Consider the following 24,352-nt stretch of genomic DNA (forward strand, 5'->3'; position numbering starts at 1 on the left):
CCGGATCAGCCATGCACCGCCGCCACCGGCAGGAACTTCTCCAGGCAGTAACCCAGGCCGCGCACCGTGGCGATGCGGATGCCGCCCACTTCAATCTTCTTGCGCAGCCGGTGCACGTAGACCTCGATGGCGTTGTTGCTGACTTCCTCGCCCCACTCGCAGAGGTGGTCCACCAGCTGTTCCTTGGAGACCAGCCGCCCGCAGCGCGTGAGCAGGATCTCCAGCAGGCCGATCTCGCGCGCGGACAGGTCCAGCATCTGCTCGTTCAGATAGGCGATGCGGCCGACCTGGTCGAAGGCCAGCGGCCCGTGGCGCATCAGCGTGGCGCCGCCGCCCGCGCCACGCCGCACCAGTGCGCGCACGCGTGCCTCCAGCTCGGACAGCGCGAAGGGCTTGGCCATGTAGTCGTCGGCGCCCAGGTCCAGGCCCTTGACCCGCTCGTCCACGCCGTCGGCGGCGGTCAGGATCAGCACCGGCAGCATCGCGCCACGCGTGCGCAGGCGCTTGAGCACCTCCAGGCCGGGCATGCGAGGCAGGCCGAGATCCAGGATCAGCAGGTCGAAGTGCTGGGTGGACAGGGCCGAATCGGCTTCCACGCCGTTGGCAACGTGGTCAACGGCGTAGCCGGAATGCCGCAGCGAGCGCGTAAGCCCGTCTGCCAGCACGTCGTCATCTTCCGCAATCAGAATGCGCATGGTTGTCTCCACCCTGTTGCCAGCATCGCACGCCACGCGGTTGCGGAACCGGTGGGGCTTGCCAAGCATACTGTTTTTTTATACAGTACCCGACATTCCGCAGGCTGCCTTGTGGGCAGCCGGGTCGGGTCGCACGCCAGATCACTTTCAGGCCGATTTCCGTCGGAAATCGCTTAAAAATCAGGCGTCGCGCCGCATGCGGCCTATTTATACACCATTGACTGAAGGACGACCATGGACGACAAGAAGGCCGGCGCCGGCGTGAGCGCTGAGAAGCAGAAGGCGCTTGCCGCCGCGCTCTCCCAGATCGAGAAGCAGTTCGGCAAGGGCTCGATCATGCGTCTGGGCGATGGCGAGATCGAAAAGGACATCGAGGTGGTGTCCACCGGCTCGCTGGGGCTCGATATCGCGCTGGGCGTCGGCGGCCTGCCGCGCGGCCGCGTGGTGGAGATCTATGGTCCGGAATCGTCGGGCAAGACCACGCTGACGCTGCAGGTAGTGGCCGAGATGCAGAAGCTGGGCGGCACCTGCGCCTTTATCGACGCGGAACACGCGCTGGACGTGAACTACGCCGGCAAGCTGGGCGTGAACGTGGGCGACCTGCTGATCTCGCAGCCGGACACCGGCGAGCAGGCCCTGGAAATTACCGACGCGCTGGTGCGCTCGGGCTCGATCGACCTGATCGTGATCGACTCGGTGGCCGCGCTGGTGCCGAAGGCCGAAATCGAGGGCGAGATGGGCGATTCGCTGCCCGGCCTGCAGGCCCGCCTGATGAGCCAGGCGCTGCGCAAGCTGACCGGCACCATCAAGCGCACCAACTGCCTGGTGATCTTCATCAACCAGATCCGCATGAAGATCGGTGTGATGTTTGGTTCACCTGAAACGACTACCGGCGGCAACGCGCTGAAGTTCTACGCCTCGGTGCGCCTGGACATCCGCCGCATCGGCTCGATCAAGAAGGGCGACGACGTCATCGGCAACGAGACCAAGGTCAAGGTGGTGAAGAACAAGGTGTCGCCGCCGTTCCGCGAGGCGTTCTTCGACATCCTCTACGGCCAGGGCATTTCCCGGCAGGGCGAGATCATCGACCTTGGCGTGGATGCCAAGATCGTCGAGAAGTCGGGCGCGTGGTACAGCTACAACGGCGAAAAGATCGGCCAGGGCAAGGACAACGCGCGCGAATACCTGCGCGAGAACCCTGACATCGCCGCTGAGATCGAGAACAAGGTCCGTGCGGCGCTGGGCGTGGTGGCAATGAACGCCGCGGCCGTGGCCGCACCGGCCGAAATCGAAGGCTGAGGCGGGTCTTTCTCCGCTCCTCGGAAGCCGTCGCAGATCGTGCGGCGGCTTTTTTTATTGGGACTCCATTGTCGATGACCCCCTGATGGCTGGCTTCCGCCCCCCGCTCTCGCTGAAGGCCCGCGCCGTCGGCTACCTGTCGCGCCGCGAGCACAGCCGCGCCGAACTGCGGCGCAAGCTGGCGCCGCACGCCGAGACGCCCGAGGAAGTGGACACCCTGCTCGACGCGCTTGAGCGCGAGAACTGGCTGTCGAACGACCGGTTCGTCGATAGCCTGGTCCATCGCCGCGCCAGCCGCTATGGCGCCGCCCGGGTGATGCAGGAGGCCAAGACCCATCAGCTTGGCAACGAACAACTGCACGATCTTCAGGACCGACTGCGGGAAACCGAGGTCGAGCGGGCCCGGGAGGTCTGGCGCAAGCGCTTCGGCACAGCCCCGGATTCCCCGGAGGCGCGGGCCAAGCAGATCCGCTTCATGGTCGCGCGCGGCTTCTCGCGCGCCGTGGTCGGCAAGATCATCCGCGGCGCGGAAGATGACGAATGAGGTGACGATTGCGCCGCGTAGACCACTGTATACCTGCGTGCGCAACAGGGATTTTGTGATCCGGCGCCGGGCGTTGTGGCGCCGCACCACTGGCCGTGCCGCCGGGCACGATGGCGGCCCGCCAGCCCTTGTCGCGCCGTGGTTCGGCGTTGTTACCGGCGCAACAATTCGCCCCCGACATTCCATATCGCAGGATGTTCCCGGGCAAAGCGGCGCGGCATGTTAAACTCTCCCGGTTTTCCGGCCTTGGCGGCCGTGCGGCTGTCGGCCGTCCCGCCCCGGCCGTGACGTTTGCCCCCGGTCACAGCCTCAACATCCCGCGTCAGCCCCAGCTGTCATGCCACTTTCCCCGCCTGCCAACCGCACCTTGCGTCATCGCCGTGCCATCACGGCGGAAGCGTATGCGCGGGAAGACGGCCTGTGGGACATCGAGGCGCGCCTCACCGACACCAAGCCACGCGACATCGAGCTCGCCGGCGGTGGCATCCGGCCCATCGGCCAGCCGCTGCACGACCTCTGGCTGCGCGTGACGATCGATCTCCGCATGAACGTGGTGGATGCCGAGGCTTGCTCCGATTGGGTGCCTTATCCGACACATTGCGACACGATCGGCCCGGCTTACCGTAAGCTGATCGGCCTGAACCTGACGAAGGGTTTCCGCAAGGCGGTGCGCGAGCGGCTGTCCGGCGTGGCCGGCTGCACCCACCTGACCGAGCTGGCCGGCGTGCTGCCGACCACTGCCATCCAGGCTTTCGCCGGCGATGTCTTCAATGTGCGCGACGGCGCCACCGTCAACGATCCGAATCCCGAACCGCCTTACCAGCTCCATGGATGCCACGCGCTCCATTTCGAGGGCGAGGTGGTTCGCCAGTTTTACCCGCGCTGGTATGGCTACCAGCCGGCACCGAAGGCCGGCGCTGCGGCGTCATCGTCCCAGTCCGCGTCACGCGCCGATGCTCCGGCATCGGGCGGCGACACCCTGGCCCACCGGCCCAACGGAACCTCGGGCTGACCGTCACGGTCCGCCCACAGGAACAGCGAGAGACGAATCGTCTCCCCCATTTTTCCCATCCCTTTACGCCTACCCGAAAGGAAACACGCATGAATATCCATGAGTATCAAGGCAAGGAAATCCTGCGCAAATACAATGTGCCGGTTCCGCGCGGCATCCCGGCTTTCTCGGTTGAAGAAGCCCTGAAGGCGGCTGAGCAGCTCGGCGGTCCGGTGTGGGTCGTCAAGGCACAGATCCACGCAGGCGGCCGCGGCAAGGGCGGCGGCGTGAAGGTGGCCAAGAGCATCGAGGACGTCAAGACCTACGCCACCAACATCCTGGGCATGCAACTGGTGACGCACCAGACCGGTCCGGAAGGCAAGAAGGTCAACCGCCTGCTGATCGAAGAAGGCGCTGACATCAAGAAGGAACTGTACGTGTCGCTGGTGGTGGACCGTGTCTCGCAGAAGGTGGCCCTGATGGCCTCCAGCGAAGGCGGCATGGACATCGAGGAAGTGGCCGCGCACAGCCCGGAAAAGATCCACACGCTGATCGTGGACCCGGCCGCGGGCCTGCAGGACGCCGAAGCCGACGACATCGCCCGCAAGATCGGCGTGCCGGACGCCAGCGTGCCGCAAGCGCGCCAGGCACTGCAAGGCCTGTACAAGGCGTTCTGGGAAACCGACGCTTCGCTGGCCGAAATCAACCCGCTGATCCTGACCGGCGACGGCAAGGTGATCGCGCTCGACGCCAAGTTCAACTTCGACTCCAACGCGATGTTCCGTCACCCGGAAATCGTGGCCTACCGTGACCTGGACGAAGAAGACGCCAACGAAATCGAAGCCTCGAAGTTCGACCTGGCCTACATCTCGCTGGACGGCAACATCGGCTGCCTGGTGAACGGCGCCGGCCTGGCCATGGCCACTATGGACACCATCAAGCTGTTCGGCGGCGAGCCGGCCAACTTCCTGGACGTGGGCGGCGGTGCCACCACCGAGAAGGTGACCGAAGCCTTCAAGCTGATGCTGAGCAACCCGAACGTGGAGGCCATCCTGGTCAACATCTTCGGCGGCATCATGCGCTGCGACGTGATCGCCGAAGGCGTGATCTCGGCCTCGAAGGCCGTGCAGCTGGGCGTGCCGCTGGTCGTCCGCATGAAGGGCACCAACGAAGACCTGGGCAAGAAGATGCTGGCCGAGTCGGGCCTGCCGATCATCTCGGCGGACACGATGGAAGAAGCCGCCCAGAAGGTTGTGGCCGCTGCCGCTGGCAAGTAAGCCGACGCCGATACGCCAACAAATGCAAGCGCGCGGTGCGCAGGCCCTGCCCGCGCCGCGCGACGCCAAGCAAAGGATTACAGCATGTCGATTCTGATTAACAAAGATACCAAGGTCATCACCCAGGGGATTACCGGCAAGACCGGCCAGTTCCACACCCGTGGCTGCCGCGACTACGCGAACGGCAAGAACGCCTACGTGGCGGGCGTGAACCCGAAGAAGGCCGGTGAGGACTTCGAGGGCATTCCCATCTACGCGAGCGTGAAGGACGCCAAGCAGGCCACCGGCGCCACCGTGTCGGTGATCTACGTGCCGCCCGCCGGCGCTGCCGCCGCCATCTGGGAAGCCGTCGACGCCGATCTGGACCTCGTGGTCTGCATCACCGAAGGCATTCCCGTCCGCGACATGATGGAAGTCAAGGACAAGATGCGTAAGCAGAACAAGAAGACCCTGCTGCTGGGTCCGAACTGCCCGGGCCTGATCACGCCGGACGAGATCAAGATCGGCATCATGCCGGGTCACATCCACAAGAAGGGCCGCATCGGCGTGGTGTCGCGCTCGGGCACGCTGACGTACGAAGCCGTGGGCCAGCTGACCGCGCTGGGCCTGGGCCAGTCGTCGGCCGTGGGCATTGGTGGCGACCCCATCAACGGCCTGAAGCACATCGACGTGATGAAGATGTTCAACGACGATCCCGACACCGACGCCGTGGTCATGATCGGTGAGATCGGCGGCCCGGACGAGGCCAACGCCGCTTACTGGATCAAGGACAACATGAAGAAGCCGGTGGTTGGCTTCATCGCTGGCGTGACGGCGCCCCCGGGCAAGCGCATGGGCCACGCCGGCGCGCTGATCTCGGGTGGTGCGGACACCGCCCAGGCCAAGCTGGAAATCATGGAAGCCTGCGGTATCAAGGTGACCAAGAACCCGTCGGAGATGGGCCGCCTGCTGAAGGCGATGCTGTAAATCATGCGTCACATCCCGCGCCATGGCGTGCCGGATCTGGCGCCTGGCGTGTGGTGACTGCATCGCATTGCCCCCGCTTGCCGGGGGCAATGTCATTCTGGCGAGACGTTGACCTAGGGTATTTCCCGAGCCGCCTGCCGGAAGGTTGAAACCGAATCGAAAGGTTCGTGCGATACATCTCCATGTCTGTAAGTTCAGACATCCAAAAGTTCGCAGTGGCGCCGCCTGCCGGGCGGTCGGCGAACGTGGAATAAACCTAGAAATACGAGGAGTCTTGCCGTGGAATTGTTGTCGAGCAGCGCATTCTGGATTGCGCTGGGATCCATCATCCTGACCAATATCGTGCTGTCCGGCGACAACGCCGTGGTGATCGCGCTCGCCTCGCGCAACCTGCCGCCGGCCCAGCAGAAGAAAGCCATTTTCTGGGGCAGTGCCGCCGCCATCATCATGCGGGTGGTGCTGACCGTGGCGGCCGTGAAGCTGCTGACGCTGCCGTACCTGAAGATCGTCGGCGCCATCCTGCTGGTCTACATCGGCGTGCAACTGCTGACCGGCGATGACGACGAGGAAGGCCACGACGCCAAGGACAACATCTGGCAAGCCATCCGCACCATCCTGATTGCCGACCTGGTGATGTCGCTGGACAACGTGGTGGCCGTGGCCGCCGCCGCCCAGAAGGGCCCCGAGGGCAGCCAGCTGATGCTGCTGGTGCTGGGCCTGGGCCTGTCGATTCCGCTGATCGTGTTCGGCAGCACCATCCTGCTGAAGGTGATGGAGCGCTTCCCGATCATCATCGTGCTGGGCGCCGCGCTGCTGGGCTACCTGGCCGGCGAGATGCTGGTGAGCGATCCCGTGGACGCCGAGTGGTTCCAGGTACATGTGCCGCACGCCCATCTGGTGTTTGGCGTGGTGGGGGCCGTGCTGGTGGTGCTGGTGGGCAAGCTGCTCAAGCGCCGGAGCGCGCAGGTGGCCTGACACCCCTGACTCGCAGTCTCGTATTGCCTGAAACGGGCGGCCGATCTGGCCGCCCGTTTTTCTTTGGTGGCGCCGGCGCAACAGCGCCCTGTAGGCGCCCACGCCACGAATTCCTGCGGATTTCCAAGCAATTCCCACAAGCCTGTGGGAATTGTCGGAGATCAATCGGAGCAGGGGGCTGACCTCCCGATCATGGGTGCCGTGCCGGTGCGCAACGCCGCGCGGCACGGACATCAACCATCACCATGAAAAGGGTCAATATGCAACGCAAGCCTTACGCACGCCGCCATCGCGGCTTCACGCTGATCGAACTGATGATCGTGGTGGCGATCATCGGCATCCTCGCCGGGGTGGCCATTCCGCAGTACCAGGACTACGTGGCGCGCTCGCAGTTCGCCGAGGGACTGAGCCTGGCGTCAGGGCAGAAGCCGGCGGTGATCGAAACGTTCTCGTACGGCGGCACCTGCCCCAGCAACGCCAGCGGGGCGGCGGACGGGATTCCGCTGGCGACCAGCATCGCCGGGACGTACATCAAGAGCGTGGTCACGGGCGGCACGCCCACGGCAGCGGGTGGCTGCACCATCGTCGCCAACTTCAAGGACGCTGGCATCGCCAAGGGGCTGGTCGGCAAGTCCCTGACGCTGCGCATGACCGGCGCGGACCAGGGTGCCGTGGCAGTGCGAATCGGGCGCTGAACGGAAGTACCTGCCCAAGGCGTGCAGCCACGTGGCGGCGGCTGCGGCGGCGCCGGCCTGATCTGATGACGGCGGCTGACCGCGGGTGAGACCGCTCCCATCCTCGGTCAGCATCGAAAAAATCGGGCGAAATGCGCCATTTATGGTGCATTTCCATCAGAGTGAATCAACGTCCGGCGGCTTGCGCGCGATCAAATTTGTAGCGCGCAGCCCGCCACAGCATACGACCCCAGTCATCGCGTCGATGACGACAACCAGAAAGGGGGTCCTATGCAACACACCAACACTTATCCACAGCGGTCTGGCCGTCTTGTGCGCCGGACCATGCGCGCCGGCTTCACGCTGATCGAACTGATGATCGTGGTGGCGATCATCGGCATCCTGGCCAGCCTTGCCATTCCGCAGTACCGCGACTACGTGGCGCGGGCCCAGTTTGCCGAGGCGCTGACGCTGGCGTCGGGCCTGAAGACGTCGCTGGTGGAGGCGTACGTCAGCTCCGGGTCGTGCCCGGACAACAAGACGGCCAATAACTCCGGCCTGCCGCTGAGTTCGACGATCAATGGCCGGTATGTGGCATCGGTGGAAACCAAGGCCAATGGCGTGGTGGGCGACTCTGGCGGTTGCGTGATCACGGCCCGGTTCCGGAGTGACGTCTCGCAGGCGCTGGCCGGCAAGCATGTGGAGTTGGAACTGAAGGGCTCCGAGGGCTCGTTCACCTGGGATTGCTTCTCCAACGTGGACCACAAGCTGATGCCGAAGTCCTGCAGCGTGCGGGGATCGAGTTCCACCTCGGCCTGAGGCGGTGCGCCATGGATCGCCGCAAGCGCCTTCCACGGCGGGCGGGCTTTTCGCTGATCGAGCTGATGATCGTGGTGGCGATCATCGGCATCCTGGCCAGCCTCGCCCTGCCGCAGTACCGCGCCTACGTGGCGCGGGCCCAGTTTGCCGAGGGACTGTACTTGCTGGGCGGATTGAAGGTCTCGGTGCTGGAGACCTATGTCTTGTCCTCTCAATGTCCTGACAACACCGGGGAGAACGATGCCGCCTTGCCGCCGGCTGCAACCATTAACGGAAAGTACGTGGAGCGCGTGGTGGCCCAGTCCATGGGCCAGGTTTCCGACGGCGGCGGGTGTTTTCTCCGGGCGTACTTCCGGGACGATGCGTCGCCGCTGCTCCGGGGCAAGTTCGTGGAGCTTGAGTTAAGTGGGACCGGCAAACCGTCTGAAGGCTACGCTGGCGGCGGCGCGGCGTCTTGGGACTGTTATTCGAACGCGCGCGAAAATGTGCGTCCAAAGGCATGTCGGTATCGGTGGGGGTACACCCCAGAGGCATAGCCCGTCCCGCCCGCCTCAAAGTGCAAAACTTTGGCAGTCCCGCAGACACAAAATGTGACAAATTTTGTTGATTGGCCGTCCCTTGGAATCGTAGATCGGCCAAATTTTGTCACTCCCGCATGAGATTATCGGCATTTGCTGGCCTGGCACACTCCCTGCTTTAGGGGTAATGCATCACATGCAAGCAGATGTTTCTTTCTGTAACGAAAATCTCATCGAGGGGTCAATCCTTATGCAACGGGTACAACAAATCAAAAAACTGGGTCGCCAAGCCCAGAAGGGTTTCACGCTGATCGAACTGATGATCGTGGTTGCGATCATCGGTATCCTGGCTGCTATCGCGATTCCGCAGTATCAGGATTACGTGGCGAAGTCGCAGATGGCACGTGCTGTGAGCGAACTGACGGCATACAAGACGGCAATCGAAGACCGCATCAACCAAGGTGCTCTCACCGTGAGCGGTGCTGAAGTCGGCTACGTTGCGTCCAACCTGATGGACGCTGCCGCCTTGCCGTTCGCGGCAGCGCGCCCGGTTGCTGCCGACGGCTCGATGAACTACGTTGGCACCCTCGGCGGGCAGGCTCAGCGCTCGCTGTCCGGCGCCACCATTACGATTTCGCGCCTCGCTGGTGGCCAATGGACTTGCGTCGCCGCACAAGGTGCTGCTACGAGCTGGAAGGCATCCTACGCTCCGGCTGGTTGCCCGTAATTGATGGTTCAGCGCCTTGAGCTGTAACCTCAAGCAAACAGCGAGCCTTTCCCTCGCCTGAAGCTTGAAAAAGCGCCTTCGGGCGCTTTTTCTTTTCCTGCTTCCCCAAGCCGCCAAGCTATCATGGCGCCTTTCATTCCCCTCGCGCCCGCATGCCGCCATCCAGGGCTTTGCTTCCGGGGTCGGCGATCATCGCCGCCTTTACCCTCCCGCTGCTGGTGTCGAAGCACACGCTTCCGCTCGCCACTTTCTATGGCGAATGGACGGCCGGCGTGCTTGGTGTCGCGCTGGTCTGCCTGCTGGCCTTTCGGCGTTCGCCAGACACCCCCCAAGTCCCCTGGATCGTCCTGCTGCCGCTCTGGCTGATCCTCACGACGCTCGTCCAGTCTGCCGCCGGCATGGCCGATATCACGGGCAGCCGCTTCACCACCCAGATCGTCCTCGCCCTCGGCGCCGCCATGATGGTCGCCGCATGGCGCCTTGGCCAGGGGTTGTCCACCGAGGAGCGCGCCGAAATTGTCGATGCCGTCGCCATCACCTTCCTCGTCGCCGGGCTGCTCGGCACGTTGGCCCAGTGGATCCAGGTCTTCCATATGGAAGACCAGATGTTCGGCCTCGTTTCGGAATATTTCTACGACACCAACCGCCGGCTGTGGGGCAACCTGAACCAGCCCAACCATCAGGCGACGATCCACGGCTTTGGCCTCGTCGCCGCCATCTGGCTGGCGCGGCGGGCGCGGCTCGGGTTTGCGGCTTGGCTGGCCGCCGTGCTGCTGCTCGAGTCGGGCATCGCGCTGACCGGCTCGCGCACCGGCCTTGTCCACGTTGGGCTGGCCGCCATCTATGCCCTGATCGCCGCCGCGATGGCGCGCGGCGAGCGGCGCGGGCCGAATCCGATGGCGCGCCCGCCCGGCCTCGTGCTCGCCGCCGTGCTGTTGGTCGTCGGCATCGTGGTGCTGCAGCCGGTCATCAAGAGCGCCGGGCAGGCATTCGATTGGCGATTGTTCGATACCGTCGCGCAACTGAAGGCCGGCGATCAGGTCTCGGCACGCGGCGCGCTGTGGGCGCATGCCATCGCCATGTTCCGATCGCATCCGCTGCTCGGCGTGGGTTACGGGGAGTTCGGCTGGGCGCAGTTCCAGCAGATGTCGCAACTGCGCGTGACGGCCGAGATGTCCCTGCACGCCCACAACGCCGTGCTCGATCTGCTGGCGAAGACGGGTTTGACGGGGACGGCGGGCGTGGGGATGCTGCTGCTGGCGTGGCTGTGGCGCGTGGTGCGAAGCCGGCTGTGGCGCGCGGCGTCGGCGGAGCGCCCGCAGACCGTGGTGATCCTGCTCTGGCTGGCGATGGTCGGCGCGCATTCGATGCTCGAATACCCGCTCCATTACCTCTACTTCTTCCTGCCGTTCTGCTTCCTGCTGGGATGGCTGGAGCCGTCCGGCTTCGGCAAATGGCGAGTCCCCAAGCCGGTGCCGATGGTCATCGGCATCGCCTTCGTCGCGGTCTCGGCCATCGTCCTGACCACGCTCTGGCAGGACTACCGCCGCGTGGAAGCGCGCGAGTATGCGAGCGATGAACGGCGCGACGGCCTGCCGATGCCGCGTCACTGGTTCCGCCAGCACGCCGCGTCGGAGGCCATCGAGCGGACCGTTATCACGGCCGAGAATGCCGTCGACTTGCTACCCGCGCACCTCGATGCGCTGCACCTGCTGCCCACCCCGAACCTGATCGGCCGCGCCGCGTGGCTGCTGGCGCTGACCGGCCAGCCAGAGCGCGCGCGCCTATGGATGGATCGCCTGCGCTATTACTATCAGGGCGACGAAGCCGCACAGTTCAACACGCTGGACAAGGCTTGCGAGGAAATGGACGACGCGCACCGTCCGCGCGACTTCTGCGCCTGGGTGCGCGTACGCGCCCGGCAGGGCCACGGCTGAGCCGAAACCCAGCCAGGGCCGAAGCCGTCAGCGCACGTAACCGGGCGGCGGGGGCGGAGGATAGTAGGGCTGGTAGTTCGACGGCGGCGCCGCGTAGCTGGTGGCGCGCGGCGTGGACACCATCTGCCCGTAGACCGGCACGCGGTTGCCGCTGGCGTACATGCACTGGACGTAGGCGGCGTCGTACTGCCGTTGCGAGCCATATCCCGCGTTATACGAGTTCCCGGCCCCCACGGCGGCGCCGGTGAGCAAGCCCACGCCGGCCCCGATAGCCGCGCCCGAACCGCCGTCGAAGGCCGCCCCGGCCGCTGCGCCGAGTGCCGTGCCGATGGCTGCGCTGCCTACGGCCGCCGTATTCGATGCCTGCTGGGCGCTTACGCCGCCCACCTGACCGAATGCGAACTGGCGGCAGTTGTAGTCATCCCCACGGAATTGGTCGAAGGTCTTGCCGGTGCCCGGCAGCGCCATCACGCTCGGGCCGGACGGCATGACCGCGCAGGCGCCAAGGCCCAGCGTGCCCGCCAGCAACAGGGGAAGGATGCGCGGATTCATGACGTCGCTCCCGGAACATGGCCCTGCGGCGTGGTGGACGAAGACGGCGTTGGCGGCACCCGCTGCCAGCCGGTGGGACACTCGCGGACGTACGGGTAGAAGCCCTCGGGCGAGTCGCAGTGGTACCACCAGGCGTTCGGCGAGTCATTCGGCGCGCCGCTGGCCGATGGGGCGGGCACCGGATTGCCATCCGCGCCCTGTTCGATGTACTGCGGCGGATTCGGCGCCGGCACCGCGACGACGGCGGGCGGATAGTAGCCCGGCGCGTAGTACGGGCCGTAGGCATAGGGACCCCACCCTGGACCCCAGCCTGGACCCCAGCCGGGTCCCCATCCCCCCCAGCCCGGTCCCACGTAGACGCCCACGCCCACGCGCGAGCGCCCGTGGTAGTGCCCGCCGGCGATGGCCGATGTGCTGACGGCGGCCGTGGCCACCGCCGCGAAAGCCAGGGCGATCTGGCAAAGCTTGCGCCCGTTCATGATGTGTACCCCTACCCAATGTGCTGCATGCGTGCCGGCGACATCCCGAAAGCGGCGTTTCCGGCGTTGCGGCCTGTTACCTAACCCTCAACGCTCGACCCGCCCGATCCGTGGACGGGCGGCGTCGTGCCTTGCTGGTAATTCAATACCAATTTTCCGGAAGTGGCGCCGGCGCGGGGGGCTTGGAAATGCGGCGTTACCTTTATTACGGGCGGGACAACGGGGGACAATGGGGGGCACGGGGCGACAAATCAGCCCGCCACCCAGTCCCCCGACTTCCCGCCATGCTTCTCCAGCAGCTTCACGTTGCCGATCACCATGCCCCGGTCCACCGCCTTGCACATGTCGTAGATGGTCAGCAGGGCCACCTGCACGCCGGTCAGCGCCTCCATCTCCACCCCGGTCTGGCCGTGGGTTTCGGTGCGCACCACGCAGGCGATAGTGGAGCTGGGCCCGTCCAGCGCGAAATCGACGGCCACCTTGGTCAGGCCGATGGGATGGCAGAGGGGGATCAGGTCGGACGTGCGCTTGGTCGCCATGATCGCGGCCACCCGGGCGATGCCGAGCACGTCGCCCTTCTTGGCGGTGCCGTCGCGCACCAGCGCGAAGGTGTCCGGCAGCATGGTGATGGTGCCGGTGGCCACCGCCACGCGATGGGTGCTGGCCTTGTTGCCGACATCGACCATATGGGCTTGTCCGGCGGCGTCGAAGTGGGTGAGTTGGCTCATGGTGTCAGAATTCGAGGGATCAAATAGCGCTCGTCGCAATCCGGGAAGGCAACGCGAGGCAAGGGGTCTGCCGGATTGGGAACGCGCGGCGGAGGCCGCTATCATAGCAATATGCCCAAGACCTCCTGGCGCCGCCGCCTGCCCGCTCCGGCGCGCGCCGCCGACACCGCTCCCGCTGCTTTGGCCGCCCCCGCCATGCGCGCGTCACTTGCCCGTGCCGTGGCCGCCGCCCTCGTGCTGACCATGGCCGCGCCGGCCTGGCCGCAGGGCTTGACCGCGCCCGCCTCGCGGCTCGCGCCATCCTCGCAGCCGCCGGCGTCCGCGTTGGAGCCGGGGCCGGACGCCAGCGACCAGGTCTATGACAATCTCAACCGCAGTGTCAGGGCGGGTCAGAAATCCGAATTCGGATTGCGGACCAATAACCCGGTGGTGGAGGGCGGCAGCCTGCAACTGCCGGATCTGGGCGACCCCTCCACGGCATCGCTGTCGCCGGACATGGAGCGGCGGCTGGGCGACCGGATCATGCGCGATATCCGCCGCGACACCGACTACGTCTCGGACCCCCTGCTCAACGATTACCTCAACGCGCTCGGCTACCGGCTGGTGCAGGCCGCGCGCCGCCAGAACGTGGCCGGTTCGAATGGCGAGGGCACCTTCGCCACCGGCTTCGAGCTGTTTGGCGTGCGGGACCGCTCGATCAACGCCTTCGCGCTGCCGGGCGGCTATATCGGCGTGCATACCGGGCTGCTGGTGCAGTCGGAAACCGAATCGGAACTCGCTTCCGTGCTTGGCCATGAAATCGGCCACGTGATGCAGCGCCATATCGCGCGTGGCATCACCAAGCAGGATGAGTCGATGTGGATCGCGCTGGCGTCGATGGTGCTGGCCGGGCTGGCCGCCACCAAGAGCGGCGATGCGGCCGCGGCGCTGGCCATGGGCGGGCAGGGCGCGGCGGTGGCCAACCAGCTGTCGTTCTCGCGCGGGGCCGAGCGCGAGGCCGACCGCGTCGGCTTCCAGATCATGACCGCCGCCGGCTTCGACCCGCAGGGCATGCCCGATTTCTTCTCGCGGCTCCAGCGCGTGACCGGTATCTCGGACAACTCGATCCCGGCCTATGTGCGTACCCACCCGCTGACCTCCGAGCGTATCGCCGACATGCAGGACCGCGTGCGCCACGTGTCCGTGCGCAAGGTCGGCAACACGCCCGAGTACGAGTTCGCGCGGGCGCGGTCGCGCGTGATCCAGGCCACCACCCCCAACGACCAGCGCAACGTGCTGGAGACGTTCCAGTCGCAAGCGGCGAATGCCTCGCCGGTGCGGCAGCCGGCGATCTACTACGGTATCGCCTTCGCCAACCAGCGGCTGGGCCGCTACGCGGACGCCGACCGGGCGCTGGCCGAGGCGCGCCGGCTCTACGGCACGATTCCATCCGCCACCTCGGGCAGTCCGATGCTCGACGTCATGGCGATCGAGCTGGCGCGGGCCGAGGGCCGTCCGCAGGAGGCGCTGGCGCAGGCTCAGGCCTCGATGCGCGCGTTCCCGCTCTCCCATGCCGTGGCGCTGACCTATGCCGATTCGCTGGTCGCCGCCGGCAAGCTCGACGAGGCCGTGACCTTCCTGCGCGCCCGCACACGCGAGGAATCCGCGCGCGCCGAATGGTGGGAGTTGCTCGCGCGCGCCTACGCGGCACAGGGCAAGCGGCTCCAGCAGCATCAGGCGCTGGCCGAGAAATACGCGATGGACGGCTCCTACCAGGCGGCCATCGAGCAGTTGCAGATCGCCCGCAAGGCCAATGATGGCGATTTCTACTCGCTGTCCGAGGTCGATGCGCGGCTGCACCAGCTCCAGCTTCGCTTCCGCGAGGAGAAGCAGGACAACAAGGGCATGCCGAACTGAGGCTTGGCCTCAGCCAGCTTCGGCTTCCGGTGCGGGCGCGGGTGTTCGCACGAAGCCGAAGCGCGTCGGCACTTCGTCCTCGGCAATCGGTTCGATGTCGAAATCGCGCCCGGCGTGATGGAACACCCCCAGCGCCGCGCCGCACGCCTCGCCATGCCAGGTGCAGGCGCTGCTGAAGGCGTCGAGATCATGGTCGTGCAGCAGCGCGGCCTGCACCGGCGCGCCAGCTTCCAGACCTTCCACCGTCCCCGCCAGCACCACGTTGCCGTGCTCGTCCGCATGGCAGGCCGTCACGCTGAACGGCCGCCCGGTGGTGGTGGCCAGCGCGCCGTCATGCATCCGCACGATCCACGGCGCGTAGCCGAGCGCGACGAACACCCGCTGCGGCCCGTTCTGGAAGAACCAGGCGCCGCGCGCGTCGTGGGTGTAGTTGCGTTCGATGAAGTGGATCAGCGCCTCGTGGCGGATCGGGTCGCCGGACAGCCCGTGCTCCTGCGCGAACTCGTTGCGCAGGCGCCATTGCCCGCGCCGGTCCAGCGCCAGCCATCCGTACGCATTCGGTACATTGGGCCAGCGGGCCATCGCCTGCTTGACGATGTCATCCATGGTTGTCTCCTACGCCGTCTGGCGCGTGCCGCTCACACTGTCGAAGTAGTCGAGGATGCGCGTGGGCAGCCATTCGATATGGCCCGCCACCGGGAACAGCGGCAGGTGGCCCAGCACGCCGGCGCGCGGCGTCATGAAGCCGACGTGGCCGCCGTGCGCGGGCTGCTCCAGCAGCACGTCGGGGCTGACCTCGGCCTGGCTCGGCAGGTGCTGGCCGGGCAGGAAGGGGTCGTTGCGCGCGTTCAGCACCAGCGTGGGAATGCGGATCTCGCCCAGCACCGGCTTGCTGGCGGCGCGCTTCCAGTAGTCATCGGTATCGCGGAAGCCGTGCAGCGGCGCGGTGACCACGTTGTCGAACGCGTAGAGGTCGCGGCTCGCCAGCATCGTCGCACGGTCGAACAGGCCCGGAAACTGGTCGAGCTTGGCGAGCGACTTGCGCTTCAGCGTTTGCAGGAACATCCGGGTATAGATCAGGTTGAAGCCCTGGGAGAGCGCCGCGCCGCCGGCCGCGAGGTCGAGCGGGGCCGAGATGGCCGCCGCCGCCGAGAGGAAACTGGCGCCGTGGCCCTCTTCGCCGAGGTAGCGGAGCAGGGCGTTGCCGCCGAGCGAGATGCCGACCGCCAGCATGCGCTGTCCTTCCGCCTGCCCCGCCTGCACCTGCTGGCGCAGCCGCTCCAGCACCCAGCGGATCTCGGCGGAATCGCCCGAATGATAGAAGCGCGGCGCACGGTTCAGCTCGCCCGAGCAGCCCCGGAAATGCGGGATGGCGCCCTGCCAGCCGCGTGCGCGCAGCGCGTCCATCAGGGTCTGGGCGTAGTGGCTGTGCGAGTCGCCCTCGAGCCCGTGAAACATCACCACCAGCGGGGCGCCCGGCGCTACCGGGTGCGTGGTCCAGTCGACGTCGATGAAGTCGCCATCGGGGGTGTCCCAGCGTTCGCGCCGGAACGTGACGCGCCGGTGCCGCGTGAAGCGGGCCGCGAGGATGGTCTGGGCATGGCCACCGCGCAGCCACCACGGCGTGTGGAAGGTCTCGCCGAAGGGGGCGCCCAGCTTCAGGCCCATCACGTCGAAGTGGTCAGTGCAGCGCCTGGCCCGGGGCGGCGGCCACGGCGGCTACCTGCACCGCGTTGGCCGGGCTGCAGTGGATGTGGGCCAGGCGCCAGCCCTCGTGGTTCTGCATCAGCACGTAGGTGGTGTGCACGTAGAGGTCCGCTTCCACGCGGTCCGCGCCAAAGCGCAGCGCCTCGGTGACGTCGAAGATCGACACGCCGAGCGAGGCATGGCTGCTGGTCTCGATGGCGTCGATCAGCACCGGCTGCTCCTCCAGCAGCAGCATGAAGGCCTGGCGCAGGTGGTCGTGGCCGATCAGGCGCTGGCCGTCGGGCATCACGCACGTGACCGAATCCTCGTCGAGCCAGAGGCGCAGCGCGCCGTCGGCATCGCGCAGTTTCATGGCTTCGCGGAAGGCATCGACGATGTCTTCGGCGGAATCGAACAGTCGGGCGAAACGGGGCATGTTGGCGTGGTCAGGGTCGATGCAGGAGCTTGCGCAACTCGACGAACACCATTTCGGGTTCGATGTCCTTCAGGCAGCGCAGGTGGCCCAGCGGGCACTCGCGTTTGAAGCAGGGGCTGCACTCGAGTTGCAGCCACATGATACTCGCAGCCTGTGACAGCGGGGGGGTATGGCGCGGGTCGCTGGAGCCGAAGACGGCCACCTGGGGGCGGTTCAGCGCGGCGGTCACGTGCATCAGGCCGGAGTCGTTGCAGACGGCCGCCTCGGACAGCGCGAGCAGGTCCACCGCGTCGTCGAGCGAGGTCTGGCCGCACAGGTTGCGCACGAACGGCGCCCCGGCGACGATCTCCGCCGCAATCTCCGCATCCTTGGCCGAACCGAGCGTGATGATCTGCGCGTACGGGAACGAGCGGCGCAGCATCTGCGCCAGTTCGGCGAAGTGGGCGGCGGGCCAGCGCTTGGCCGGGCCGAACTCCGCGCCCGGGCAGAACGCAATCACCCGGGTCTGCGGCGCGATGCCGAAGCGCTCGGCCGTGGCGGCCATGCGCTCGGGCTTCACGCGCAGTTGCGGGTCGGGAATGTGCTCGGGCAGGCGCCCGCCGGGCTTGAGGGCCAGCCGTGCGTAGTGCTCCACCATCGGCGGGCGCTTGTCGCGCGGCGGGTTGGCGTGGCGCACGTTGAGCATGCCGAAGCGCGCCTCGCCGCGATAGCCGATGCGCAGCGGAATGCCCGCCAGGAACGGAATCAGCGACGATTTGAGTGAATTCGGCAGCACATAGGCCACGTCGTAGCCTTCGTGCTTGAGTTGCTGCGCGAACATCAGCCGGGCCGAGAGCTGCAGCTTGCCGTGCGCGAGGTCGCTCGGGAACACGGTGCCGATCTCGGGCATGCGTGCGAGCACCGGCGCCACCCATTTCGGGGCGAGGGCGTCGATGACCATGCGGGGATGGCGCGCCTTGAGCAGCGCGAACAGCGGCTGCGCCATCAGCGCGTCGCCGATCCAGTTCGGGGCGATGACGAGGGCTTTTTTCATATTGTGGGTGATGCGTGGCCCGGACATGCCAACGCCCCGGGGCGCAACGCGGCCCGGGGCGGGAGGGGAGTGCGGCGGCGCGCGGCGCAGGCCGCGTGCCTCGGACGCGATCTCAGTGGTGGCCCTTCAGAACGGTGCCCGGCTTGAGCTTGTACACGGTGCCGCAGTACGGGCACTTCACCTCGCCGGTGTCGGCCACGTCCAGGAACACGCGGGGATGGTAGTTCCACGTCGGGGTGTTCCCCGTGGGGCAGTGGAGGGGCATGTCTTCAGCGCCGATTTCGACGACGGATGCGGTTTGCGTCATGGTGTTGCGTTTGGCTTGCAGGGTGCTTGTTTTTGATGATGCGGATGACGGCGCTCAGACCAGCGTCAGCCACTTCTTGTACTTCTCGTCCGTGCCGCCCACGGCGGCAAAGAACGCTTCCTGGATGCGCTGGGTAACCGGGCCGCGGCGGCCTTCGCCGATGACGCGGTCGTCCAGTTCGCGGATCGGCGTGACTTCGGCGGCGGTGCCGGTGAAGAACGCTTCGTCGGCGCAGTACATTTCGTCGCGCGTGATGCGCTTCTCGCGCACCTCGATGCCGAGGTCGCGGGCAATCGTCAGCGTGGCGTCACGGGTGATGCCGTCCAGGCACGAGGCCAGGTCCGGGGTGTAGATCACGCCATTGCGCACGATGAACACGTTCTCGCCCGAGCCCTCGCTCACGTAGCCGTCGGTGTCGAGCAGCAGCGCCTCGTCGTAGCCGAGGCCGGTGGCCTCCTGGTTGGCCAGGATCGAGTTGATGTAGTAGCCGCTCGCCTTGGCGCGCACCAGCGACACATTCACATGGTGGCGCGTGAACGACGAGGTCTTGACGCGGATGCCGCGCTCCAGCCCCTCTTCGCCCAGGTAGGCGCCCCACGGCCAGGCGGCGATGGCCACGTGGATGGTGTTGCCCTTGGCGGACACGCCGAGCTTCTCGGAGCCGATCCAGACCAGCGGGCGGATGTAGCACGACTCAAGGTTGTTGGCCCGCACCACCTCGCGCTGGGCGGCCTCGAGCGTCGCTTCGTCGAACGGCATGGCCATCTGGAAGATCTTGGCCGAGTTGAACAGGCGGCGCGTGTGCTCCTTGAGGCGGAAAATCGCGGTGCCGTCCGGCGTCTTGTAGGCGCGCACGCCCTCGAAAACGCCCATGCCGTAGTGCAGGGTGTGCGTCAGCACGTGAATCTTGGCATCGCGCCACTCAATCAGCTTGCCGTCCATCCAGATCTTGCCGTCGCGATCCGCCATCGACATGGTTGTCTCCCTCTGCACCAGAAATGTCACAAGGCCGCCATTGTAAGCCGCGCGCCCTGATGTGCCAACGCGGCCGGGGCCGGGCGGGGGGACTACAATCGCCGTTCCGATCCCGCCCAGCCCCCATTGCCCGTCTTTGCCCTTGTCCGCGCTCCCTTCCACCCCCAATGACGATGACCGCTGGCAGGACGCCCTGGGCGAACTGGCAGCCCTGGCCGGCGCGGATGCCCCCGCCGAGGGCGGGCGGCGGCGCCTGTTGTGGGCGCTGACTGTGGATGCCGATGGGGTCCTGGGCACGGTGGAACCGCTGGAGCAGGCCCACGGCCCGCGCGGCTGGGGCAAGCCCCGCCCGATCCCGCTGGCCCGGGTGGCCGAGGACGACACCCTGGCGCCGTGGGACGCCCGCGTGGCCCGGGCCATCCGCCGCGACCGCTCGCGCAACCGCCGCCACGTGCTGGACCGCGCCGCCGCCGTGATGGCGCTGGTCGGGCACCCGGGGGTGGTGCTGTCCCACGCGCCGACCGTGCCGATGGAGGTCACCGAGGCCGCCCCCACGCTGGAAGCCGTCCGGGAGATTGCCAACGGCGGCGAGCGCTACGTGCTCCGCATCGCCCCCCCGCTGCGCCCCGCGCCCGCCATGGAAGACCTGCTGCCCCCCGCCGCGCGCGAGGAAGCCGAGGCGCTGCGCCAGATCACGGTGCTCCAGGACGGCCCGCGCCGCCTCCGCGTGATTCGCTTCTCCGCCGCGCAGCAGCAGGCCGCCCGCCTGATTGCCGATGGGCTGGCCGTGCCCGCGGACGCCCACGCCCGGCTGGACACCACGCTGCGCGCGCTGGCCGGCCATTTCCAGATCCATGCCGACAGTTCGGGCGAAGCGCGCCTGCGCGAGCCGGAAACCCGCCTGCGTGCCGAAGTGGCGCCGGTAGGGCGCGGCATCGGCCTGCGGCTGGTGGTCACGCCGCTGGGCCCGATGGGGCCCCGGCTGGCGCCGGGCGCGGGCCGCGCGCAGCTGATGGCGACCGTTGCCGGCGAAGCGATGGCCACCGAGCGCGACCTGGACGCCGAGCTGGCCCACGTGGCCGAAGTCTTCGCCGCCCTGCCGTTCCTGGTCGAGACCGCGCCACCCGGCGGCGAATACACCTGGACGCTGGACGACCCCGAAGACGCCCTCACCGCCGTGGAGATGCTGCCCGGCCTTGCCGGCGTGATCGACCTCGAATGGCCGCGCGGCCGCGAGATCCGGCTGCTGCCCGCCGACCTCCCGCAACTGGCCGTCAGCGTGGAAACCGGCAGCGAGTGGTTCAAGCTGGTGGGCCATCTGCGCGTGGCCGAGGGGCTGGTGATGTCGCTCGAGAAGCTGGTGGCCTGGGCGCACGGCCACGCCGGGCGCTTCATGCCGATGGGGCAGGGCGTCTACGTGGCGCTGACCGGCCAGCTGCGCGCCCGCCTGCGCGACCTCGCCGGGGTGGGGGATGGGGTGCGCGATGGCATCCGCGTGCCGCTGGTGGCCGCGCCCTGGCTGGACGATGTGCTGGCCGGCGCCGGGGTGGACCCGGACGCGCACTTCCGCACGCGTGTGCGCCGGCTGCGCGCCGCACGCGAGACGGACGCCGCCGTGCCGGCCACGCTGGCCACCGAACTGCGTCCGTATCAGGAAGAAGGCTACCGCTGGATGATGGCGCTGGCCGAGGCCGGTTTCGGCGCCTGTCTGGCCGATGACATGGGGCTGGGCAAGACGCTCCAGTCGCTTGCGCTGCTGCTGGCCCGCGCCGCCGGCGGTGCGGCGCTGGTCGTGGCGCCGACCTCGGTGTGCGGCAACTGGGCCGCCGAGGCGCGCCGCTTTGCCCCCACACTCAACGTCCATCTCTATGCCGAAGGGGATCGCGCGGCCATGGTCGAGCAGGCCGGCGCCCATGATCTCGTGATCGTCTCGTACCAGCTGCTCCAGCAGGCGCGCAAGGATTTCGGCGCGCGGCGCTGGCACACGGTGGTCGCCGACGAGGCGCAATCGATCAAGAATCCGTCTTCGCGCCGCGCGCAGGCCATGTTCGCGCTGGCCGCTGACTGCCGCGTGGCGCTTTCCGGCACGCCGATCGAGAACCGGCTCTCCGAACTCTGGTCCGTGATGCGGTTCTGCAACCCGGGGCTGCTCGGGTCGCTGGTCCGCTTCAACGAACACTTTGCCAATCCGATCGAGCGCAATGGCGCACGGGAGCCGCGCGTGCGGCTGCGGCGCATGATCGCGCCGTTCGTGCTGCGGCGGACCAAGGCGCAGGTGCTGGACGAACTGCCGCCGCGCACGGAACTCGTGATCCGCGTGGAGCCCGAGCCGGCCGAGGCCGCCCACTACGAGGCGCTGCGCCGCCAGGCGCTGTCCGAGGCCGAGCGCGCGCTGCTGCGTCCGCCCGCCAGGAAGGGGCGCAAGGCACAGCCGGCAGCGCCGGCCGAACCCGACGCCCGCATCCACGTGCTGGCGCAGCTGATGCGCATGCGCCGGGCCGCGTGCGACCCGCGTCTGGCCACGCCCGAGGTGGCCGCGCCGGGCGCCAAGGTGCGCGCCTTCGCCGAACTGGCCGCCACGCTGGCCGCCAACGGGCACAAGACGCTGGTGTTCAGCCAGTTCGTCGATTTCCTGCAGCTGATGCGGCGCGCGCTGGATGAGGCCGGACTGGCCTACCAGTATCTGGACGGTGCCACGCCGGCCGGTGAACGCACGCGCCGCGTGGCCGCGTTCCAGGGCGGGGCGGGCGATGTCTTCCTGATCAGCCTGAAGGCCGGCGGCTTCGGCCTGAACCTGACGGCGGCCGACTACATCGTGATAGCCGACCCGTGGTGGAACCCCGCCGCCGAGGATCAGGCGATGGGCCGCGCGCACCGCATCGGCCAGCAGCGGCCGGTCACGGTCTACCGGCTGATCACCGCCGGCACCATCGAGGAACGCATCGTAGACCTCCATCAGGGCAAGCGCGCGCTGGCGGACGGCGTGCTCGACGCCACCGACGGCGAAGCCACGGGCCGCGCCGCCGCCTTGCCGGACATCGACGAACTGGTCGGCCTGCTGCGGCGCTGATCCCTCCTACGCACCAAACGGTATACCAAAGCGCTCCCGATGATGGTGCAGCGCACACGCACCCGCACGCGCCAATCCCATGAAAAGCCGCTACCTGCCTTGTTGCGGTGCAAATCACCTTGGCACAAATACTGCCTTGTGATTTTCGGATTGGTGAATATAGTATACCGAACGCTGTAACCGCCGCCGTATCGATAGCGCCCCCTCAGGCCGCCGCACCCATGCGCCGGCCCAAGACAACACACGGAGCGAACGTGACCCTGCCTGACCTGCCGCCGGCCGACCCTGGCCGGCTGGACGACTGCTTTTTGCCGATCTGGCGAGCCGCCGAACAACTCGCCAGCGGCGAGACCACCGCGCAGGCGCTGGTTGCGTCCTGCCACGCCGCGTGGGTCGCCCATCATGCGACGATCAACGCACTTATCCTGCCGGACTTCGATGCCGCCTGCGCGGCGGCCCGCGAGAGTGACCGCCGCCGACAGGCCGGCGCCGCACTTGGGCCGCTGGACGGTGTGCCGTTCTCGATCAAGGAATCGTTCGACGTGGCCGGCTGGCCCACCACCTGCGGCAGCCCGGCGCGCGCCGATCATCGTGCCGAGCGCGATGCCGTGGTGGTGCAGCGCCTGCGCGCCCAGGGCGCCATCCTGCTCGGCAAGACCAATGTGCCGCTGGGCCTGCGCGACTGGCAAAGCTACAACGCGATCTACGGCACCACACGCAATCCGCACGATCCATCGCGCACGCCGGGCGGTTCCTCGGGCGGCAGCGCGGCGGCGGTTTGCGCCGGCATGAGCTTTTTCGATGTGGGCTCCGACATCGGCTCGTCGCTGCGCAACCCGGCGCACTACTGCGGCGTGTTCTCGCACAAGAGCAGTCACGGGCTGGTGCCGCTGCGCGGCCACGGCAACGCGCCGGCCGGGTTTGCCGAGCAGGACATCAACGTGGCGGGCCCGGTCGCCCGCAGCGCGCGCGACCTCGAACTGGTGCTGCGTGCCATCGCCGGCCCGGACGTGGACCTCGCGCCCGCCTGGCGGCTGGACTTGCCCGCCTGCCCGCACCAGCGTCTGGCCGACTTCCGCGTGGCGGTGCTGCCGACCCATCCGCTGGCCGATGTCGATGTCATGGTCAGCCAGCCCATCGAGGCGCTCGGCCACTGGCTGGCCGGGCAGGGCGCCCGGGTGGACTGGCACGTGCGCCCGGACTTCGACGCCGCCGCGCTGTGGCGCAGCTACGTGCTGCTGCTGCGCGCCACCACCTCCGTCTATATGGATGACGCCGCCTTCGCCGACGCGCTGGCGCGCACCCGCCCGGATTCGGGTGACGATTACGCCACGCTGCAATTCGCTGGCGCCACGCTGACGCACCGCGACTGGCTGCGCCTGCAAGCCGCCCGCGACCGCTTTGCCGAGAGCTGGCGCCGCTTCTTCGCCGACTACGACGTGCTGCTGTGTCCGGCCGCCGCCACCACCGCGTTCCCGCTCGACGAAGCCGGCGAGCCGTGGCAGCGCACGCTGCCGGTGAACGGCCAGCCGATGCCGCTGACCACGCAACTGTTCTGGGCCGGCCATTCGGGGCTGTGCGGGCTGCCGTCCACGGTGGCGCCGATCGGTCCCGCGCGGGACGGCCTGCCGTGCGGCGTGCAGATCGTGGCGCGGCGCTGGGGCGATCTCACGTCGCTGCGCTTCGCCCAACTGCTCGAGGCCGCCGGCTACGCCTGCCAACCGCCGCGCGGGCTGGCAGCGGCCGGCATCGATCGATAACAACACAA

24 protein-coding genes and 1 pseudogene are annotated in these 24,352 nt (G+C 67.6%); 15 read left to right on the forward strand and 10 right to left on the reverse strand.

Translation table 11 applies throughout. The features are described from left to right. Positions 1-5: 5 nt before the first annotated feature. Positions 6-695, reverse strand: a complete 690-nt coding sequence (locus SB751_RS16970) for a response regulator transcription factor (protein WP_144197271.1) — start codon at positions 693-695, stop codon at positions 6-8. 234 nt (positions 696-929) lie between these two features. On the opposite strand from SB751_RS16970, the gene recA reads away from it, so the two are divergent. The 12 genes and pseudogenes from recA to SB751_RS17030 all read left to right on the forward strand — a co-directional run bounded on the left by recA (position 930) and on the right by SB751_RS17030 (position 11,422). Then, positions 930-1,994 carry a recombinase RecA gene (gene recA, locus SB751_RS16975; protein ID WP_144197272.1) on the forward strand — a complete coding sequence of 355 codons (1,065 nt, stop codon included), beginning with the start codon at positions 930-932 and terminating at the stop codon, positions 1,992-1,994. Between the two features lie 85 nt (positions 1,995-2,079). Continuing rightward, positions 2,080-2,538 (forward strand): recombination regulator RecX, encoded by a 459-nt coding sequence (gene recX / locus SB751_RS16980; protein ID WP_144197273.1) that lies wholly within the window; start codon positions 2,080-2,082, stop codon positions 2,536-2,538. A 337-nt stretch (positions 2,539-2,875) separates the two neighbouring features. Beyond that, positions 2,876-3,550, forward strand: coding sequence for a DUF2889 domain-containing protein (locus SB751_RS16985; RefSeq protein ID WP_410748237.1), 675 nt, complete (start codon positions 2,876-2,878; stop codon positions 3,548-3,550). Between the two features lie 89 nt (positions 3,551-3,639). Then, entirely contained in the window at positions 3,640-4,806 is a 1,167-nt protein-coding gene (gene sucC, locus SB751_RS16990) for an ADP-forming succinate--CoA ligase subunit beta (protein WP_250025060.1), read from the forward strand. Between the two features lie 84 nt (positions 4,807-4,890). Continuing rightward, entirely contained in the window at positions 4,891-5,772 is an 882-nt protein-coding gene (gene sucD, locus SB751_RS16995) for a succinate--CoA ligase subunit alpha (protein WP_313818917.1), read from the forward strand. A 279-nt stretch (positions 5,773-6,051) separates the two neighbouring features. After that, complete coding sequence (locus SB751_RS17000; RefSeq protein WP_144197277.1) at positions 6,052-6,747, forward strand: TerC family protein; 696 nt, start codon at positions 6,052-6,054, stop codon at positions 6,745-6,747. A gap of 260 nt (positions 6,748-7,007) precedes the next feature. Continuing rightward, complete coding sequence (locus SB751_RS17005; RefSeq protein WP_410748238.1) at positions 7,008-7,442, forward strand: pilin; 435 nt, start codon at positions 7,008-7,010, stop codon at positions 7,440-7,442. 270 nt (positions 7,443-7,712) lie between these two features. Then, the gene (locus SB751_RS17010; protein WP_410748239.1) at positions 7,713-8,240 is read left to right on the forward strand and encodes a pilin; all 528 of its coding nucleotides are present in this window, start codon (positions 7,713-7,715) and stop codon (positions 8,238-8,240) included. 11 nt (positions 8,241-8,251) lie between these two features. Continuing rightward, a complete protein-coding gene (locus SB751_RS17015) occupies positions 8,252-8,776 on the forward strand; it encodes a pilin (RefSeq protein ID WP_410748240.1) in 525 nt (174 codons plus the stop codon). Positions 8,777-9,008: 232 nt separating this feature from the next. Then, positions 9,009-9,162, forward strand: a pseudogene (locus tag SB751_RS17020) (prepilin-type N-terminal cleavage/methylation domain-containing protein); the annotation flags it as partial. Continuing rightward, positions 9,156-9,485, forward strand: a complete 330-nt coding sequence (locus SB751_RS17025) for a pilin (RefSeq protein ID WP_410748255.1) — start codon at positions 9,156-9,158, stop codon at positions 9,483-9,485. The pseudogene SB751_RS17020 and the gene SB751_RS17025, both read left to right, overlap by 7 nt. Before the next feature lie 152 nt (positions 9,486-9,637). After that, entirely contained in the window at positions 9,638-11,422 is a 1,785-nt protein-coding gene (locus tag SB751_RS17030; protein WP_410748241.1) for a Wzy polymerase domain-containing protein, read from the forward strand. 27 nt (positions 11,423-11,449) lie between these two features. On the opposite strand, the gene SB751_RS17035 is transcribed toward SB751_RS17030, so the two are convergent. The 3 genes from SB751_RS17035 to moaC all read right to left on the reverse strand — a co-directional run bounded on the left by SB751_RS17035 (position 11,450) and on the right by moaC (position 13,181). Beyond that, complete coding sequence (locus SB751_RS17035) at positions 11,450-11,974, reverse strand: hypothetical protein (protein ID WP_092292011.1); 525 nt, start codon at positions 11,972-11,974, stop codon at positions 11,450-11,452. Then, on the reverse strand, positions 11,971-12,453 hold the full coding sequence (locus SB751_RS17040; RefSeq protein WP_144197284.1) for a hypothetical protein: 483 nt from the start codon (positions 12,451-12,453) through the stop codon (positions 11,971-11,973). The genes SB751_RS17035 and SB751_RS17040 overlap by 4 nt, the downstream gene beginning before the upstream one ends. Before the next feature lie 251 nt (positions 12,454-12,704). Then, a complete protein-coding gene (moaC, locus tag SB751_RS17045) occupies positions 12,705-13,181 on the reverse strand; it encodes a cyclic pyranopterin monophosphate synthase MoaC (protein WP_144197285.1) in 477 nt (158 codons plus the stop codon). A gap of 111 nt (positions 13,182-13,292) precedes the next feature. Between moaC and SB751_RS17050 the strand changes: the two genes are divergently transcribed. After that, positions 13,293-15,077 carry a M48 family metalloprotease gene (locus tag SB751_RS17050; RefSeq protein WP_144197286.1) on the forward strand — a complete coding sequence of 595 codons (1,785 nt, stop codon included), beginning with the start codon at positions 13,293-13,295 and terminating at the stop codon, positions 15,075-15,077. A 9-nt stretch (positions 15,078-15,086) separates the two neighbouring features. Here SB751_RS17050 and SB751_RS17055 read toward each other — a convergent pair whose 3' ends face one another. The 6 genes from SB751_RS17055 to SB751_RS17080 form a co-directional block, all read right to left on the reverse strand. Continuing rightward, positions 15,087-15,683, reverse strand: a complete 597-nt coding sequence (locus SB751_RS17055) for a DUF2946 family protein (RefSeq protein WP_144197287.1) — start codon at positions 15,681-15,683, stop codon at positions 15,087-15,089. A 9-nt stretch (positions 15,684-15,692) separates the two neighbouring features. Continuing rightward, positions 15,693-16,745, reverse strand: coding sequence for a YheT family hydrolase (locus tag SB751_RS17060; protein WP_144197515.1), 1,053 nt, complete (start codon positions 16,743-16,745; stop codon positions 15,693-15,695). Positions 16,746-16,758: 13 nt separating this feature from the next. Further along, positions 16,759-17,199 (reverse strand): YybH family protein, encoded by a 441-nt coding sequence (locus SB751_RS17065; protein ID WP_092292023.1) that lies wholly within the window; start codon positions 17,197-17,199, stop codon positions 16,759-16,761. Between the two features lie 10 nt (positions 17,200-17,209). After that, the gene (waaF, locus tag SB751_RS17070; RefSeq protein WP_092292025.1) at positions 17,210-18,232 is read right to left on the reverse strand and encodes a lipopolysaccharide heptosyltransferase II; all 1,023 of its coding nucleotides are present in this window, start codon (positions 18,230-18,232) and stop codon (positions 17,210-17,212) included. Positions 18,233-18,344: 112 nt separating this feature from the next. Further along, positions 18,345-18,539: a zinc-finger domain-containing protein gene (locus SB751_RS17075; protein ID WP_092292027.1), complete on the reverse strand. Its 195-nt coding sequence runs from the start codon at positions 18,537-18,539 to the stop codon at positions 18,345-18,347. Between the two features lie 54 nt (positions 18,540-18,593). Beyond that, positions 18,594-19,514 (reverse strand): branched-chain amino acid transaminase, encoded by a 921-nt coding sequence (locus tag SB751_RS17080; RefSeq protein WP_144197288.1) that lies wholly within the window; start codon positions 19,512-19,514, stop codon positions 18,594-18,596. A gap of 142 nt (positions 19,515-19,656) precedes the next feature. Here SB751_RS17080 and SB751_RS17085 point away from each other — a divergent pair, with 142 nt between their 5' ends. Both SB751_RS17085 and SB751_RS17090 read left to right on the forward strand, forming a co-directional pair. Further along, positions 19,657-22,584: a DEAD/DEAH box helicase gene (locus SB751_RS17085; RefSeq protein ID WP_246118939.1), complete on the forward strand. Its 2,928-nt coding sequence runs from the start codon at positions 19,657-19,659 to the stop codon at positions 22,582-22,584. A 221-nt stretch (positions 22,585-22,805) separates the two neighbouring features. Continuing rightward, complete coding sequence (locus SB751_RS17090; RefSeq protein ID WP_211943627.1) at positions 22,806-24,344, forward strand: amidase; 1,539 nt, start codon at positions 22,806-22,808, stop codon at positions 24,342-24,344. Positions 24,345-24,352: the final 8 nt, after the last annotated feature.

It is taken from the genome of Cupriavidus sp. SIMBA_020 (genome assembly GCF_046535395.1).
GTDB classification, from domain to species: Bacteria; Pseudomonadota; Gammaproteobacteria; order Burkholderiales; family Burkholderiaceae; genus Cupriavidus; species Cupriavidus campinensis.

What these genes read in the sequence shown, in the direction of transcription:
- SB751_RS16970 (WP_144197271.1), bottom strand. Translation starts at nt 695, where the DNA reads ATGCGCATTCTGATTGCGGAAGATGACGACGTGCTGGCAGACGGGCTT.
- recA (WP_144197272.1), top strand. Translation starts at nt 930, where the DNA reads ATGGACGACAAGAAGGCCGGCGCCGGCGTGAGCGCTGAGAAGCAGAAG.
- recX (WP_144197273.1), top strand. Translation starts at nt 2,080, where the DNA reads ATGGCTGGCTTCCGCCCCCCGCTCTCGCTGAAGGCCCGCGCCGTCGGC.
- SB751_RS16985 (WP_410748237.1), top strand. Translation starts at nt 2,876, where the DNA reads ATGCCACTTTCCCCGCCTGCCAACCGCACCTTGCGTCATCGCCGTGCC.
- sucC (WP_250025060.1), top strand. Translation starts at nt 3,640, where the DNA reads ATGAATATCCATGAGTATCAAGGCAAGGAAATCCTGCGCAAATACAAT.
- sucD (WP_313818917.1), top strand. Translation starts at nt 4,891, where the DNA reads ATGTCGATTCTGATTAACAAAGATACCAAGGTCATCACCCAGGGGATT.
- SB751_RS17005 (WP_410748238.1), top strand. Translation starts at nt 7,008, where the DNA reads ATGCAACGCAAGCCTTACGCACGCCGCCATCGCGGCTTCACGCTGATC.
- SB751_RS17010 (WP_410748239.1), top strand. Translation starts at nt 7,713, where the DNA reads ATGCAACACACCAACACTTATCCACAGCGGTCTGGCCGTCTTGTGCGC.
- SB751_RS17015 (WP_410748240.1), top strand. Translation starts at nt 8,252, where the DNA reads ATGGATCGCCGCAAGCGCCTTCCACGGCGGGCGGGCTTTTCGCTGATC.
- SB751_RS17025 (WP_410748255.1), top strand. Translation starts at nt 9,156, where the DNA reads ATGGCACGTGCTGTGAGCGAACTGACGGCATACAAGACGGCAATCGAA.
- SB751_RS17030 (WP_410748241.1), top strand. Translation starts at nt 9,638, where the DNA reads ATGCCGCCATCCAGGGCTTTGCTTCCGGGGTCGGCGATCATCGCCGCC.
- SB751_RS17035 (WP_092292011.1), bottom strand. Translation starts at nt 11,974, where the DNA reads ATGAATCCGCGCATCCTTCCCCTGTTGCTGGCGGGCACGCTGGGCCTT.
- SB751_RS17040 (WP_144197284.1), bottom strand. Translation starts at nt 12,453, where the DNA reads ATGAACGGGCGCAAGCTTTGCCAGATCGCCCTGGCTTTCGCGGCGGTG.
- moaC (WP_144197285.1), bottom strand. Translation starts at nt 13,181, where the DNA reads ATGAGCCAACTCACCCACTTCGACGCCGCCGGACAAGCCCATATGGTC.
- SB751_RS17050 (WP_144197286.1), top strand. Translation starts at nt 13,293, where the DNA reads ATGCCCAAGACCTCCTGGCGCCGCCGCCTGCCCGCTCCGGCGCGCGCC.
- SB751_RS17055 (WP_144197287.1), bottom strand. Translation starts at nt 15,683, where the DNA reads ATGGATGACATCGTCAAGCAGGCGATGGCCCGCTGGCCCAATGTACCG.
- SB751_RS17060 (WP_144197515.1), bottom strand. Translation starts at nt 16,745, where the DNA reads ATGGGCCTGAAGCTGGGCGCCCCCTTCGGCGAGACCTTCCACACGCCG.
- SB751_RS17065 (WP_092292023.1), bottom strand. Translation starts at nt 17,199, where the DNA reads ATGCCCCGTTTCGCCCGACTGTTCGATTCCGCCGAAGACATCGTCGAT.
- waaF (WP_092292025.1), bottom strand. Translation starts at nt 18,232, where the DNA reads ATGAAAAAAGCCCTCGTCATCGCCCCGAACTGGATCGGCGACGCGCTG.
- SB751_RS17075 (WP_092292027.1), bottom strand. Translation starts at nt 18,539, where the DNA reads ATGACGCAAACCGCATCCGTCGTCGAAATCGGCGCTGAAGACATGCCC.
- SB751_RS17080 (WP_144197288.1), bottom strand. Translation starts at nt 19,514, where the DNA reads ATGTCGATGGCGGATCGCGACGGCAAGATCTGGATGGACGGCAAGCTG.
- SB751_RS17090 (WP_211943627.1), top strand. Translation starts at nt 22,806, where the DNA reads ATGCGCCGGCCCAAGACAACACACGGAGCGAACGTGACCCTGCCTGAC.